9 protein-coding genes, 9 tRNA genes and 1 rRNA gene are annotated in these 14,454 nt (G+C 46.6%); 1 reads left to right on the top strand and 18 read right to left on the bottom strand.

Features of this window, described 5'->3' with window-relative positions; genetic code table 11:
* The first annotated feature begins 223 nt into the window (after positions 1–223).
* Positions 224–1,753 (top strand): gluconokinase, encoded by a 1,530-nt coding sequence (gene gntK / locus NSQ55_RS00770; protein WP_076186889.1) that lies wholly within the window; start codon positions 224–226, stop codon positions 1,751–1,753.
* A 70-nt stretch (positions 1,754–1,823) separates the two neighbouring features.
* Here gntK and NSQ55_RS00765 read toward each other — a convergent pair whose 3' ends face one another.
* The 18 genes from NSQ55_RS00765 to NSQ55_RS00680 all read right to left on the bottom strand — a co-directional run bounded on the left by NSQ55_RS00765 (position 1,824) and on the right by NSQ55_RS00680 (position 14,444).
* The gene (locus NSQ55_RS00765) at positions 1,824–2,981 is read right to left on the bottom strand and encodes an acyltransferase (RefSeq protein ID WP_076126832.1); all 1,158 of its coding nucleotides are present in this window, start codon (positions 2,979–2,981) and stop codon (positions 1,824–1,826) included.
* Between the two features lie 111 nt (positions 2,982–3,092).
* Positions 3,093–4,301 (bottom strand): acyltransferase, encoded by a 1,209-nt coding sequence (locus NSQ55_RS00760; RefSeq protein ID WP_076186883.1) that lies wholly within the window; start codon positions 4,299–4,301, stop codon positions 3,093–3,095.
* A gap of 293 nt (positions 4,302–4,594) precedes the next feature.
* Complete coding sequence (locus tag NSQ55_RS00755; protein ID WP_172628771.1) at positions 4,595–5,104, bottom strand: acyltransferase; 510 nt, start codon at positions 5,102–5,104, stop codon at positions 4,595–4,597.
* Positions 5,101–5,757: a pyrophosphatase PpaX gene (gene ppaX / locus NSQ55_RS00750; protein WP_076126829.1), complete on the bottom strand. Its 657-nt coding sequence runs from the start codon at positions 5,755–5,757 to the stop codon at positions 5,101–5,103. Before ppaX ends, NSQ55_RS00755 begins: the two co-directional genes overlap by 4 nt.
* A 5-nt stretch (positions 5,758–5,762) precedes the next feature.
* On the bottom strand, positions 5,763–6,794 hold the full coding sequence (lgt, locus tag NSQ55_RS00745; protein ID WP_076126827.1) for a prolipoprotein diacylglyceryl transferase: 1,032 nt from the start codon (positions 6,792–6,794) through the stop codon (positions 5,763–5,765).
* 12 nt (positions 6,795–6,806) lie between these two features.
* Positions 6,807–7,745 (bottom strand): HPr(Ser) kinase/phosphatase, encoded by a 939-nt coding sequence (hprK, locus tag NSQ55_RS00740; RefSeq protein ID WP_036687047.1) that lies wholly within the window; start codon positions 7,743–7,745, stop codon positions 6,807–6,809.
* 210 nt (positions 7,746–7,955) lie between these two features.
* Entirely contained in the window at positions 7,956–9,077 is a 1,122-nt protein-coding gene (ugpC, locus tag NSQ55_RS00735) for a sn-glycerol-3-phosphate ABC transporter ATP-binding protein UgpC (RefSeq protein ID WP_076126826.1), read from the bottom strand.
* A gap of 111 nt (positions 9,078–9,188) precedes the next feature.
* Positions 9,189–10,283, bottom strand: coding sequence for a helix-turn-helix domain-containing protein (locus tag NSQ55_RS00730; protein ID WP_036687042.1), 1,095 nt, complete (start codon positions 10,281–10,283; stop codon positions 9,189–9,191).
* Between the two features lie 149 nt (positions 10,284–10,432).
* Positions 10,433–10,505, bottom strand: a tRNA-Lys gene (locus tag NSQ55_RS00725).
* 5 nt (positions 10,506–10,510) lie between these two features.
* Positions 10,511–10,596 (bottom strand) — tRNA-Tyr (locus NSQ55_RS00720).
* A gap of 8 nt (positions 10,597–10,604) precedes the next feature.
* Positions 10,605–10,677: transfer RNA gene (locus NSQ55_RS00715), tRNA-Phe, on the bottom strand.
* 62 nt (positions 10,678–10,739) lie between these two features.
* Positions 10,740–10,817 (bottom strand) — tRNA-Asp (locus NSQ55_RS00710).
* A 14-nt stretch (positions 10,818–10,831) separates the two neighbouring features.
* Positions 10,832–10,907 (bottom strand) — tRNA-Thr (locus tag NSQ55_RS00705).
* A 31-nt stretch (positions 10,908–10,938) separates the two neighbouring features.
* Positions 10,939–11,014, bottom strand: a tRNA-Val gene (locus NSQ55_RS00700).
* An 8-nt stretch (positions 11,015–11,022) separates the two neighbouring features.
* Positions 11,023–11,099, bottom strand: a tRNA-Met gene (locus tag NSQ55_RS00695).
* Positions 11,100–11,129: 30 nt separating this feature from the next.
* Positions 11,130–11,221, bottom strand: a tRNA-Ser gene (locus NSQ55_RS00690).
* A gap of 82 nt (positions 11,222–11,303) precedes the next feature.
* Positions 11,304–14,229 (bottom strand): 23S ribosomal RNA (locus NSQ55_RS00685).
* A 139-nt stretch (positions 14,230–14,368) separates the two neighbouring features.
* Positions 14,369–14,444: transfer RNA gene (locus tag NSQ55_RS00680), tRNA-Ala, on the bottom strand.
* Positions 14,445–14,454 lie beyond the last annotated feature (10 nt).

The following is a 14,454-nucleotide window of genomic DNA, read 5'->3' as shown; positions in this document are numbered from 1 at the left end:
GTAAAGTGGTAGCAAATTAAAGTATTTTCAATATCGTATCATGTTCACTGCTTTTTCGTCAATCAAACCCTTAGTCGAGCGTTTGGCATTTTCTTTATTTTTGCCTCCCCGCTTATCGAATACTATAATGAGCTAATACGATTGTACTTCATAATTTTGTAATTGGTGTTCTAAAAATATACTTTCACCTAGAAAGAAGGGCTAACGCTTGACTAAATCCTATATGATTGGCGTTGATATTGGTACTACAAGTACAAAGGCAGTTCTCTTCGAGGAGAATGGAGCCATAGTTGCACAAGCGAATATGGGTTATCCCTTGCATCAACCCTCCCCTTCTATAGCGGAGCAGGACCCAGAGCAAATCCTACGTGCAGTCTTTCATACCCTCTCTAATGTCATGCGGCAAAGCGCCGTAACTCCAGATAAGATCCTATTCGTCTCCTTCAGTTCAGCCATGCACAGTGTCATTGCAATTGATCAGCTGGGTAAACCACTTACTGCCTGCATCACTTGGGCTGACAACCGTAGTGCCGGATCTGCACTTCGCCTGAAGAACGAGTTCAACGGACATGAGTTGTATTTGCGCACAGGAACGCCTATTCATCCTATGTCACCGATTACCAAGCTAATGTGGCTTCGGGAAGAGCAGCCTCAGTTGTTTCAACAAACCTATAAATTCATTTCTATAAAAGAATACATATTCGCTCGGCTGTTCGGCGAATACATCATCGATCATTCCATTGCCTCTTCTACAGGCATGCTCAACCTTGAACTTTTGGAGTGGGATAAAGAGGCCCTGGAGATAGCCCATATTTCACCAGATCAACTCTCACGGCTTGTTCCCACCACAGAGATCATGCAAGGCCTGCTTCCCGGTCTAGCAGAGGAGCTGTTACTGCTCCCGACTACACCTTTTGTCGTAGGAGCCAGTGATGGCGTCTTGTCCAACCTTGGCGTAGGCGCGATTAAACCCGGTGTAGTGGCCGCAACGATTGGAACAAGCGGAGCGATTCGCACCGTAGTGGATCACCCGCTTACCGACCCTAAAGGACGGACCTTCTGTTATAACTTAACCCCAAAACATTGGGTGATCGGAGGGCCCGTTAATAACGGCGGTATGCTGTTCCGCTGGGTACGGGATGAGTTCGCTGCTTCTGAAGTCGAAACCGCCAAACGTCTTGGCATTGACCCTTACGAGGTTCTAACGCGCATCGCGGAACAAGTTCCGGCAGGTAGCGGTGGTCTTCTATTCCATCCTTACTTAACTGGTGAACGGGCACCGCTGTGGAATCCTGATGCTCGTGGCTCCTTCTTCGGCCTTTCTATGAATCACCATAAGGAGCATATGATTCGCTCGGTACTAGAAGGCGTAATCTTCAATATGTATATGGTTCTGCTGGCTATGGAAGAGCAAATCGGGCGTCCTAGCAAAATTCTGGCTACAGGCGGCTTCGCCCGTTCCTCAGTCTGGCGGCAGATGATGTCTGATATTTTTGATCAAGAGGTCATCATTCCGGAGAGTATTGAAAGCTCCTGCCTCGGAGCAGTAGTGCTTGGTCTTTACGCAACGGGCCGCGTGGACTCCTTCGATGTTGTATTCGACATGATCGGTTCAACTTACCAGCATGATCCGATTGATGAACATACCAAAGTGTACAAGCAGCTGCTGCCGATTTATATTTCCGTCTACCGTAGTCTAGAAAGCCAGTATCAAGCTATTGCGGAGTTTCAGCGGGAACAAGCTGGAGAATAGACAAAAAATAAAAGCGCCGGTCAACCCGCATATACGGGAGACCGGCGCTTTTATATTACCTAGCAGTAGACTATGCGCTTATGGAGCCTGTTTTTGCTTTCTTTTGTGCGCCTGATCCGAAAATAATCCAAGACGCAGGCACATACCGGAAGACGAGAGCCACTGCCAGCCATGAAACCAGCAGCGCAACAAGCCATCCTCCTACAATCGCTGCGATGTACGCAAGAGAACCCCCGTGAAACGGTAATTTTCTATAGAAATACAGCAGCATAGGGTGCAATAGATAAATTCCGAAGGAGCATGCTCCCACGGATACCAAAAGTCTTGTCAGCAAGCTACGACCCGCCCCATAGAGCAAGAAGGAGATTTGCAACAGCACCACACAAGAGAGCAGCGCATGTAAATTAGAGAAACCCTCATACCATAAGCTGTTGATGACAGTTTTTTTCGTGTAATTGTTAAACCATAGCTCAACATGAACAACCCCTGCTACAATCCATAACAACCACAAAGTAATCCAAACCGGACCTTTACCGGCGCGCCAGCCTTCACGTGAAGGCACTAACCATTTTTTCAAAGAAGAGTAATACACTGCAATCCCAGCACCCAGCAGGAAATACGAGAAGTAAGTGATCGCCAGACTCCCCTTGGATAACTGCCAATACCCGTGATTGGTCATGTATTTATTCAGCAACACAAAACCCCACTGTAGTAATAACCCGATCAGTGGCGCCCAAGCCGCCAGATGACGAACCTTTTGCAAACACCACAAAATGAGCGGAAATAACACGTAAAACTGAATAATGATAATAATATAATACAGATGCGTATATGCCGTTCCTGTCCATAAATACTTCCATAGCTTAGAAGCCATCTCCCCCGGAGGTAAGCCCCAAGTATTCCCGGCATTCATTTTTAACGCAAAATACAGCAGTGAAAATACTACATAAGGCACAATAATATAAAGCAGCCTTCTAGTGTAGAACTTTCCTAGCGTTTTGCCACCCAGCGGACGGTCAATATAGTTATAGAAGAGCACGAACCCACTCAAAAATATGAATGAAGGTACGGCGAACTGGCTGAATTTATTAATAAATAAGAACGGATGAAACATGTTTGTACCTAGTGTCTCCGCCAACGTTCGTGAAGTAGCATGAATAGCCAGCACTGCAAAAATAGCAATCGCCCGAAAAATATCCAGCTGCGGAATTCTTTCTTTTTGTCTCATAATCTTTCCTCCTGTTAAGCTCCGCATCGAAGTGATGCCTTTTTAATCAAATATTATGAAGGCTACTTCCCCACGTTTAAGCGTGTGCGTGTATCAGACCTTCTTCTAACGCTATTTCTCCTGCTGCACGAACCCCTTTGCCCGTTCCTCAGGGATATAACCTGACTTTTCCTGCGGACTGGATTCCAAAGAGCGAGGCACGCTTCCAAAAATAATCCATGAACCCGGGACTCGCCGGAAAGCAAACTGCACAATAAGCCAGCTCCCTCCCAGTGCGACCACAAGCCCTCCGTAGATGAACAAAACATATGTTAGCGACTCTAGGGGAATCTGATATCGGAACCTGCGATATACCGCCAGCAATAGCGGATGAATCAAATATATCGCAAATGAGAGTTCACCCAAACGTGTTAAAAAAGCAACAATCCCGCGAGAGGCCTTACGATAGATCAGGAATGTAGCATACAACAGAACCAATGCTGATAACATCGTATGGACATTCCATAATAGCTCGTACCACAGCGAATCCGTCCACACCCCAAAATGGCGGGCCACATACCATAGCTGCACATGGATAAAGGCTGCAATTAACCACCCGCTCACTAACAGGGCAGTCCATCCTTTTTGCCTGGCAGTTAGCTCTCTCCATGGCTTCATCAGCCAAGTCTTCACCTTCTCAAAGTGAATTGCGATATAAGCACCCATCATATAATAAGCCAGATAAGAGATCGCGAGGCTCCCTTTTTCAACAATGTGCAGTTCGTATTTATTCCAGAAAATAAACCCCCACTGAAGTGCCAATCCGAGCGGAACCGCCCATTTAATTAAAAAGCGGGAACTCTGGAGTAGCTTAAGCAGTACTGGAAAAAGCAAATAAAACTGAATGCTGATAAATACAAAATACAAATGCGCATATGCGGAACCTGAGAATAACGCTCTAATAAAGCTGTACAGGTTGCCACCGAGGTTCTGGGTCAATCGTCCGTTCACATATAAGGTTAGTGCGTAATAGCCCATAGAGGCTAGCAGATAAGGTAATAAAATATACTTTAATCGACGACGGTAGAAATTAATAATCAAGCTGCGTGTCACAGGACGCCCATAATAATTATAAAACAATACAAAGCTGCTCAGAAAAATAAATGAGGGCGTACCGAATTTAAAGAAAATGTTGATCCAGTTCAGCCAGTAATAATAAGGGGAATGCAGTGCCTGCTCTCCAGCGGCAAAAGATGAGGAATGCACATGCAATACGCCTAAGATCGCTAATGCTCTGAAAATATCCAGCTGGGGCAGCCTTTCCTGTCTCGCAGTGTTCATATTATATTCCTCTTCTCTACTATGATGGTTGTTCATAGAGACGCTAAGCGGAATGTGGAAACTGAAAATACCAGGAAGCCTGCACCTGCTGATTTTACATTCTGATATTTGAAGCTGAATGCCTAGCGTGGGATTCGCCTTATCACTAACGCTAATTATATCGAATGTATCTGTTCTAAAAACTTAAGAAGAACTTAAAGTTTCCTTAATAATCTTCTCTAAGACGCAAGAAACCCTGCAGAACCTGCGCTAAAAAAACGCAATATGTAACTGCAGGGTTAAAAAAGCATCGTTTACACTTGTTCCGAATGTTCTTCCGTTGAAGAGGGGCGCAGCTCTCGCAGAGGATTGCCTCCGACAAAAGAGCCAGCCGCCACATTTTTGTGCACCACGGAGCCAGCAGCTATAACTGCCCAATCTCCAATGGTTACACCGGGAAGAATCGTTGTATTCGCGCCGATCAATACATTTTCACCGATCACCACTTCGCCCAGACGATATTCCTTGATCAGATACTCATGCGCCAGAATCGTCGTGTTATAACCAATAATAGAATTCTCACCTACCGTTATTTTCTCCGGAAAAAACACATCCACCATTGCCATAAGACCAAAAGCCGTGTGTTTACCAACCTTCATCCCCAGCATCCGTCGATAGATCCAATTCTTTAACGGTAGAATCGGACAATAGCGGGCAATCTGAATAAAAATAAAGTTGCGGACACCCTTCCAAGGGCTGACCGTACGGTAAATATACCAAAGTGAGTTATGACCTTCTACTGGATAACGGGTTACGTTTCTCACGATTCATTCGTTCCTCGCTCCATAATTTCTATAATATCCTTCATGTTATGGATGATAAAGTCCGGATCATACTTGCGGAGCGTATCCTCGCCCTTCAAAGACCAAGATACTCCAGCAGCGTATACACCGGCAGCTTTGGCTGATTGAATATCAACTGCACTGTCACCTATCATTAAGGTTTTGCGAGGATCAACACCAAGGTTGTGGACCGCTGTCAGTACGGGCTCCGGATGTGGCTTTGGTTCAGTAACATCGTTCACAGTCACAATCGTATCCATGTACTTAAGCAAATCGAACCTTTCCAGGGTCTTGATCGTTGTTGGACGGATCTTAGTAGTTACAATCCCAAGTTTGATCCCACGACGCGAGAGCTCCTCTATGGTCTCCTTTACAAGCGGAAAGGAACGCACTAACTCATCATGATGCTCATTATTATAAGAACGATAGGACTTTTCTAACGTACCATTTACATCCTCTAGTCCAGAGAATACTCTCATCTGTTGCTGAAGGGTTGTTCCCATATGCGGAATTATCTCTTCTCTGGTCAGTGGAGCCAGACCATTGTCCTTCAGCGCGTACATAAATGAACTAATGATTAGCTCATTCGTATCGACAATCGTTCCATCCAGATCAAAAAGAACGCATTCTATCATAAGTTTTACTGCTCCTTCTTATCTCCATCCGCTGGCTGTCCTTGCTCAGGTTGTGTTCCTTGACGAGTTTTCTGCGGTGTATTTACTGCGCTTTCTGGCACTACAGTATCTGCTTGGATCGGTTTAGTACATACGATAGGGTCAGAATAATGTGCTTTAGGCTCTCCGGTTACTCTGCGAATAACGATCAGCAATATAGCTGCCACAATAATCAGTAGAGAAAGCAGCTGAGAAATACGAATATTACCATAGGCAGGATCCAGATATCCTTGTTCAAAACCTAACCATTCCATCGGACTCCATAAGCCGTTTATAAACGAAGCCAGTCCTGCACTTCCGTTAAAAGCTAAACTGTCAGTACGCACAGCCTCGATGAAGAACCGACCGATGGAATACCATATAAAGTAAGACATGAAGATTTCTCCAGCACGTACAAACTTCTGACGACGGAGAACCATCAATAACGCAATCCCTAGTAAGCTCCAAAGAGATTCATACAGGAAGGTCGGATGATGAAAAGCATCTCCTATGTACATTTGATTAACGATGAAGTCAGGTAAATGCAGTTTATCCCGTAAAAAAGATTCCTCAACTACGCTGCCGTATGCCTCTTGGTTGACAAAGTTTCCCCAGCGGCCAATCATTTGACCCGCCAGTAGTCCAGGTGCACAAATATCAACAATACGCCAGAAAGGGTAACCCTTATAACGGAAATAAATAATTCCGCAAATAATCGCTCCTATTAATGCGCCGTAAATGGCGATGCCGCCATTCCAGATCTTAAAGACGTCTATCAGATTATGCTTATAATCGTCCCATTTAAAAGCTACAAAATAAATCCGTGCCCCTATAATTGCCGAGGGTACACCCAGTAGCAGCATATCCATAAAGAATTCTTGCGGGATTCCGAACCGTTTGCCCTCGCGGATCGCAAGAAATAATCCCGCGAGTGCACCGACCCCTAGTATTAACCCGTACCAGTGTACAGGTAGTGATCCAATTGAGAATACAATAGGATCTATTGCTAATGGGAACATTGTCTCACACTCCTAATCGAGATCGTCCATATCCTCAGATATGGTCGCAGTTAACTTATTCGTAAACTGCAGGGCTGCATTAAAGCCCATTTGCTTCAGGCGATAGTTCATCGCAGCAACCTCAATAATAACGGCAAGGTTACGTCCTGGACGTACAGGAATGGTTACAAGTGGAACATCGGTATCAATAATCCGCGTTGTTTCCTCATCAAGTCCAAGCCGGTCATACTGCTTGTCTTGCTGCCAAGCCTCTAATCTAACGACAAGTGTAATCCGTTTATGATTACGGATAGCACCCGCACCAAAAAGTGTCATTACGTTAATGATACCTACTCCGCGAATTTCCAACAAGTGACGGATCAACTCAGGGGCTGTACCATGCAGCTGGTTATCTGAAGTCTGGCGGATTTCCACGGCATCATCAGCGATCAGTCTATGTCCACGTTTTACAAGTTCAAGGGCTGTCTCACTCTTACCAATACCACTACTACCAGTAATCAGCATACCTACACCATATACATCACAGAGTACACCATGAATCGTTGCTGTAGGGGCTAATCTCCCTTCTAAGAAGCTCGTCAAACGGCTGGAGAAAATAGTCGTAGCCATCGAGCTACGAAGCACAGGAAGTCCCTTTTCATTACTTATATCAATTAACTCCTGTGGCACATCCAAACTACGGGTAATTACGATACAAGGGGTATTGTCATTACAGATTCCACGAAGCCTACTTTTACGTTCAGCTTCAGGCAGCATGGAGAAGAATGCGAGTTCTGTCTTACCTAATAGTTGAACACGTTCTTCCGGATAATATTCGAAATAACCAGCAATCTCTAGTCCAGGGCGATTCAGGTCATCGACCGTAATAGGTCGTTTTAGACCTTCCTGGCCGGAAATAACCTCTAATTGAAAATGTTGTACCAATTCAGATACTTTTACTTTCTTAGCCATGTAAATTCGTCCTTTCGTCACCTGCGGTATATGTCCGCTTACTGCGTCCGGTTGACAGCGATCTCATTACAATTCCGGAGGTAATTCTCCTGCTATCTTAATTGATAACGCTTGTGAATGCAATCTTAACGCCTATCCATTACGACCCTAATTAAACAATAAAGCCACCCTTTCGGGTGGCTTTATCAAGAGAGAAAAGATCCTGCGATCTTATCCCAACAGAATGTTAACTTCGGATTCTTTATCGAAGAAGTGAACTTTGTTCATATCGATAGCCAATTTTGGCTTGCTGCCTTCGCGAGTAGTGGAACGTCCATCTACACGAGCGATTACAGTAGATTTACCAAGGCCGCTCAAGTAAAGGAGCATTTCGTGACCAAGGTTTTCAGTTACATCAACCAATGAAGTAAAGATTGTGTTCGGGGAAGCTTCCAAGAATACTGGCTCTTCATGGATATCTTCTGGACGAACGCCCATAATTACTTCTTTGCCAATGTAGCCTTTGCTGCGGATGATTTGAGCTTTTCCGCCTGGTACTTCAACATCAAGGTTCTCAGCGCGGAAACGGATAGAACCGTTTGCTTCGGACAAAGTACCATTGATAAAGTTCATTGTAGGGGATCCGATAAATCCAGCTACGAACAGGTTAGTTGGTTCATTGTACAACTCTTCAGGGGAAGCAGCTTGTTGAATGATACCATCATACATAACTACGATACGGTCACCCATTGTCATAGCTTCTGTTTGGTCATGCGTTACGTAGATACAAGTGGTTTCAAGGCGTTTAACCAGTTTAGTGATTTCAGCGCGCATTTGACCACGAAGTTTAGCATCCAAGTTGGAAAGAGGCTCATCCATCAAGAAGACTTGTGGATCACGTACGATAGCGCGTCCCAAAGCGACACGTTGGCGTTGACCACCGGAAAGTGCTTTTGGTTTACGATCTAGCAAATGCTCGATATCGAGAATTCTAGCAGCTTCACGTACTTTCTTGTCGATTTCATCTTTCTTCACTTTACGAAGTTTCAAACCGAAAGCCATGTTTTGGTATACGCTCATATGCGGATACAGGGCGTAGGATTGGAATACCATCGCGATATCGCGGTCTTTAGGTGCAACGTCGTTGACTACACGATCGCCAATGTACATTTTACCTTCGGAGATTTCTTCCAGACCAGCGATCATACGCAAAGTTGTGGATTTACCGCAACCGGATGGTCCAACCAATACTAGAAATTCCTTATCTTTAATATCAAGATTGATATCCATTACTGTTGCTTTATCTGAACCCGGGTATTTTTTGAAAATATGCTCTAAACGTACGCCTGCCATTGTATTTCCCCCTCGAGTTAATTATTGATTAATTGAAAAATTCTTTTTTCCTTGTACATTTATATTACCCTAGACGGGACACGGTGGCTATTTGTAACGTTCACAAAAAACCTATTTCCTTTTCGTCACTTTATACAAAAGCATAGTAAGCTTCACAATAGCAGCGTCCCCAAAGCTACGCACATCGGCACCCGTCTCCTGTTTTATCTTGTCCAGACGGTATAAAAGCGTGTTGCGATGAATATATAACTTCTTGGCTGTTTCACTTACATTACAATCCATCTCAAAAAACGTCTCCAGGGTCATCAGCATCTCTTTATCCGATAATACGGAAGAATAGTCGCCAATCTGTCCAAGTAACTGTTTACGCCGTGCATCAGGAATGCTGTTAACCAAACGTTCCAAATGCAGCTCCCAAGGTAAATGAATATATTCACCCACTTGGAAAATACGTCCGAGTACAATGGTCTCCCTCAGCAAGGCCACGGATCCCGTCAATCCCTTAACAGGGACTATAGCCGGAGCTACAGCCAAATGGAATACACCTACCCATTCGCTGGCTATCAGTTCGTGTAAGCCCATACTGGTCTGAGCCAGAATTTCATCTACACTCTCTTCTTCCTCATCCTTATCATCTCCGCCCGTGAGTAGTTCCTTCCGGGCCAATATTAACCATTCTTTTTCTTGAAGAGGTATAAGCAGAATTTCATTCTCAAAATAGCTGCGCAGCAGCTTCATTAAGGAACGATAAGTGATCTGCGGGCTATGTGCATTCTCACTGCTAAGTAGGAATGGAACCATATCTCCGAATAAACGTCCCTTTAGAGCCATCTCATCGGGTATCTCAGAGTCATTTTTCTCTTGCTCCAGTTCGGTGTTCAACCAGGTACCCAGCTGCCGAGCCTCCGCTTCCCCTTCTTCTCTAACCCCAGTAGCTTTTAGTGCAATTGCAAAGTTTCGAACTGCATAATTCACTAATTGTATTTCCAAAGAGTTAAGTCCATCCAATTCCACCCAGACAGCGGTTACACGTCCATCAGTCTCATATAATGGTGCCCAAAGATGACCTTCATGGATTACCGGCTGTTCTTGTGCTTCTAATCCCAGGCTAAAAAGAGAAGCTGAATGTTGCCTCCCTAACTGCTTGATTCCGGTTTTCTTTCCGGTGAGCTGCTCTAACTTTTTTCGCAATGTTTCGCTATCCATAGTCACCATACTCCACCACTTTTGCTCTTTTCGCCTATTTTAGCATATTCTCTAATATTATGTTAATCACTGCAGCAGCGCGCTACTATAATACGACATAAAAACACAAAAAAAGCCACCACCCTAAGGTGATGACTTTCTGTTTGGGATGAGCCATGAAGGACTCGAACCTTCGACACCCTGATTAAAAGTCAGGTGCTCTACCAACTGAGCTAATGGCTCATAAATGGTGGGGGATGATGGATTCGAACCACCGAACACGTACGTGAGCAGATTTACAGTCTGATGCGTTTGGCCACTTCGCTAATCCCCCAAAAAAAGTGGCTCGGGACGGAATCGAACCGCCGACACGAGGATTTTCAGTCCTCTGCTCTACCGACTGAGCTACCGAGCCATAAGATTACATGACAATTAAGCGGAAAAGTCTTACACTTCCCACTCATTTTGTGGAAAAAATGGCGGAACCGACGGGATTCGAACCCGCGGTCTCCTGCGTGACAGGCAGGCATGTTAGGCCAACTACACCACGGTTCCGCATTAATTAAAAATGGTGCCGGCGAGAGGACTTGAACCCCCAACCTACTGATTACAAGTCAGTTGCTCTACCAGTTGAGCTACACCGGCACGGTGTAAAAGCAATTCTAAAAGATGAAAATGGTGGAGGCTGAGGGGATCGAACCCCCGACCCTCTGCTTGTAAGGCAGATGCTCTCCCAGCTGAGCTAAGCCTCCAGGTATTATGGTAGCGGCGAAGGGGATCGAACCCCCGACCTCACGGGTATGAACCGTACGCTCTAGCCAGCTGAGCTACACCGCCACAATAATTAGTATTGCTATGGATTGAAAATGGCGGAGAGAGTGGGATTCGAACCCACGCACCGCTTACGCAGTCTAACCCCTTAGCAGAGGGTCCCCTTATAGCCACTTGGGTATCTCTCCAAACGATATCAGTACCACAGCAATCCAAACAGGAATTTGACTCCCTGAAAACTGAATCCGAAACGAATCTGCATCCTACGTATAGGATAAGCCCTCGACCGATTAGTATTGGTCAGCTCCATGCATTGCTGCACTTCCACCTCCAACCTATCTACCTCGTCGTCTTCAAGGGGTCTTACTAATTGGGAAATCTCATCTTGAGGGGGGCTTCACGCTTAGATGCTTTCAGCGCTTATCCCGTCCGTACGTAGCTACCCAGCCATGCTCCTGGCGGAACAACTGGTGCACCAGCGGTACGTCCATCCCGGTCCTCTCGTACTAAGGACAGCTCCTCTCAAATTTCCTGCGCCCACGACAGATAGGGACCGAACTGTCTCACGACGTTCTGAACCCAGCTCGCGTACCGCTTTAATGGGCGAACAGCCCAACCCTTGGGACCTACTTCAGCCCCAGGATGCGATGAGCCGACATCGAGGTGCCAAACCTCCCCGTCGATGTGGACTCTTGGGGGAGATAAGCCTGTTATCCCCAGGGTAGCTTTTATCCGTTGAGCGATGGCCCTTCCATGCGGTACCACCGGATCACTAAGTCCGACTTTCGTCCCTGCTCGACTTGTAGGTCTCGCAGTCAAGCTCCCTTATGCCTTTGCACTCTGCGAATGATTTCCAACCATTCTGAGGGAACCTTGGAACGCCTCCGTTACTCTTTAGGAGGCGACCGCCCCAGTCAAACTGCCCGCCTGACACGGTCCCCGTACCCGGTAAGGGTACTAGGTTAGAACCTAGATACGATCAGGGTGGTATCCCAACGGCGCCTCCACCGAAGCTTGCGCTCCGATTTCTACGGCTCCCACCTATCCTGTACAGATCGTACCCAAATTCAATATCAAGCTGCAGTAAAGCTCCATGGGGTCTTTCCGTCTTGTCGCGGGTAACCTGCATCTTCACAGGTATTAAAATTTCACCGGATCTCTCGTTGAGACAGCGCCCAAGTCGTTACGCCATTCGTGCGGGTCAGAATTTACCTGACAAGGAATTTCGCTACCTTAGGACCGTTATAGTTACGGCCGCCGTTTACTGGGGCTTCGGTTCATAGCTTCGGGTTACCCCTAACCACTCCCCTTAACCTTCCAGCACCGGGCAGGCGTCAGCCCGTATACTTCGCCTTGCGGCTTCGCACAGACCTGTGTTTTTGCTAAACAGTCGCTTGGGCCTTTTCACTGCGGCCCCCTCGTGCTATTCACACTACCGGGGCACCCCTTCTCCCGAAGTTACGGGGTCATTTTGCCGAGTTCCTTAACGAGAGTTCTTCCGCGCGCCTTAGAATTCTCTTCTCGCCTACCTGTGTCGGTTTGCGGTACGGGCACCTTCTCCTGGCTAGAGGCTTTTCTTGGCAGTGTGAGATCATGACCTTCGCTACTACAATTTTCGCTCCCCATCACAGCCCAGCCTTAATGATGTGCGGATTTGCCTACACATCAGCCTCACTGCTTAGACGGACATCCATCAGTCCGCGTCACTACCCTCCTGCGTCACCCCATCGCTCATAGCGGATTACGGTGGTACAGTAATTTCAAACTGTTGTCCTTCGACTACGCCTTTCGGCCTCGCCTTAGGTCCCGACTTACCCTGAGCGGACGAGCCTTCCTCAGGAAACCTTGGGCTTTCGGCGGATCAGATTCTCACTGATCTTTTCGTTACTCATACCGGCATTCTCACTTGTGTAGTGTCCAGCGCTCTTTTCAGTACACCTTCAACCCCTACACAACGCTCCCCTACCCCAGATGCAAAGCATCTAGCCATAGCTTCGGTGGTGTGTTTAGCCCCGTTACATTTTCGGCGCAGAGTCACTCGACCAGTGAGCTATTACGCACTCTTTCAATGGTGGCTGCTTCTAAGCCAACATCCTGGTTGTCTGTGCAACTCCACATCCTTTCCCACTTAACACACACTTGGGGACCTTAGCTGATGGTCTGGGCTGTTTCCCTTTTGACAATGGATCTTAGCACTCACTGTCTGACTCCCGGCAATAAGTATATGGCATTCGGAGTTTGACTGAGCTTGGTAATCCTTGCGGACCCCGCACCCAATCAGTGCTCTACCTCCACTACTCTTATACCGAGGCTAGCCCTAAAGCTATTTCGGGGAGAACCAGCTATCTCCGAGTTCGATTGGAATTTCTCCGCTACCCCCACCTCATCCCCGCACTTTTCAACGTACGTGGGTTCGGGCCTCCAGTGCGTGTTACCGCACCTTCACCCTGGACAGGGGTAGATCACACGGTTTCGGGTCTACGTCCACATACTAATTCGCCCTATTCAGACTCGCTTTCGCTGCGGCTCCACCTTCTCGGCTTAACCTTGCATGTTAAACGTAACTCGCCGGTTCATTCTACAAAAGGCACGCCATCACCCATTAATAGGGCTCTGACTTTTTGTAAGCACACGGTTTCAGGTTCTATTTCACTCCCCTTCCGGGGTGCTTTTCACCTTTCCCTCACGGTACTGTTTCACTATCGGTCGCCAGGTAGTATTTAGCCTTAGCAGATGGTCCTGCTGGATTCATACGGGGTTTCACGTGCCCCGCACTACTCGGGATCCGTCTCGGAGAGAACACAGTTTAGGTTACAGGGCTTTTACCTCTATCGCGGGCCTTTCCAGACCTCTTCACCTACCATATTCCTTTGTAACTCCATGTGAGACGTCCCACAACCCCTAAGAGCAAGCTCTTAGGTTTAGGCTGTTCCGCGTTCGCTCGCCGCTACTGACGGAATCACTATTGTTTTCTCTTCCTCAGGGTACTTAGATGTTTCAGTTCCCCTGGTCTGCCTCTACATTTCCTATGTATTCAGAAATGAGTAACTGCGAATTACCACAGCTGGGTTTCCCCATTCGGACACCCCCGGATCAAAGCTTGCTTACAGCTCCCCGAGGCAGTTTCGTTGTTCGCCACGTCCTTCGTCGGCTCCTGGCGCCTAGGCATCCTCCGTGTGCTCTTATTAGCTTAACCTTGATTCTTCCGAAGAAAAATCTCACTAATAACATTTACTTGTTTGCACAAGTTGCTAAAAGATGTTCTAAAACGCAAATTCGTTTCGGTATCCAGTTTTCAAGGATCAAGTTGAAAAAATTATTCATTTAAAAATTTATGGTGGAGCCAAGCGGGATCGAACCGCTGACCTCCTGCTTGCAAGGCAGGCGCTCTCCCAGCTGAGCTATGGCCCCATAAAATTAC

The sequence above is a fragment of the Paenibacillus sp. FSL H7-0943 genome, assembly GCF_037963265.1.
In the GTDB taxonomy this organism is placed as follows: domain Bacteria; phylum Bacillota; class Bacilli; order Paenibacillales; family Paenibacillaceae; genus Paenibacillus_AQ; species Paenibacillus_AQ odorifer.
This window is presented reverse-complemented; position numbering and strand designations above follow the sequence as displayed.

Bases quoted from the DNA above. Each gene is read 5' to 3' on its own strand.
- hprK (WP_036687047.1), bottom strand. From the start codon at position 7,745: ATGGCTAAGAAAGTAAAAGTATCTGAATTGGTACAACATTTTCAATTA.
- NSQ55_RS00760 (WP_076186883.1), bottom strand. From the start codon at position 4,301: ATGAACACTGCGAGACAGGAAAGGCTGCCCCAGCTGGATATTTTCAGA.
- NSQ55_RS00730 (WP_036687042.1), bottom strand. From the start codon at position 10,283: ATGGATAGCGAAACATTGCGAAAAAAGTTAGAGCAGCTCACCGGAAAG.
- lgt (WP_076126827.1), bottom strand. From the start codon at position 6,794: ATGTTCCCATTAGCAATAGATCCTATTGTATTCTCAATTGGATCACTA.
- ppaX (WP_076126829.1), bottom strand. From the start codon at position 5,757: ATGATAGAATGCGTTCTTTTTGATCTGGATGGAACGATTGTCGATACG.
- NSQ55_RS00765 (WP_076126832.1), bottom strand. From the start codon at position 2,981: ATGAGACAAAAAGAAAGAATTCCGCAGCTGGATATTTTTCGGGCGATT.
- gntK (WP_076186889.1), top strand. From the start codon at position 224: ATGATTGGCGTTGATATTGGTACTACAAGTACAAAGGCAGTTCTCTTC.
- ugpC (WP_076126826.1), bottom strand. From the start codon at position 9,077: ATGGCAGGCGTACGTTTAGAGCATATTTTCAAAAAATACCCGGGTTCA.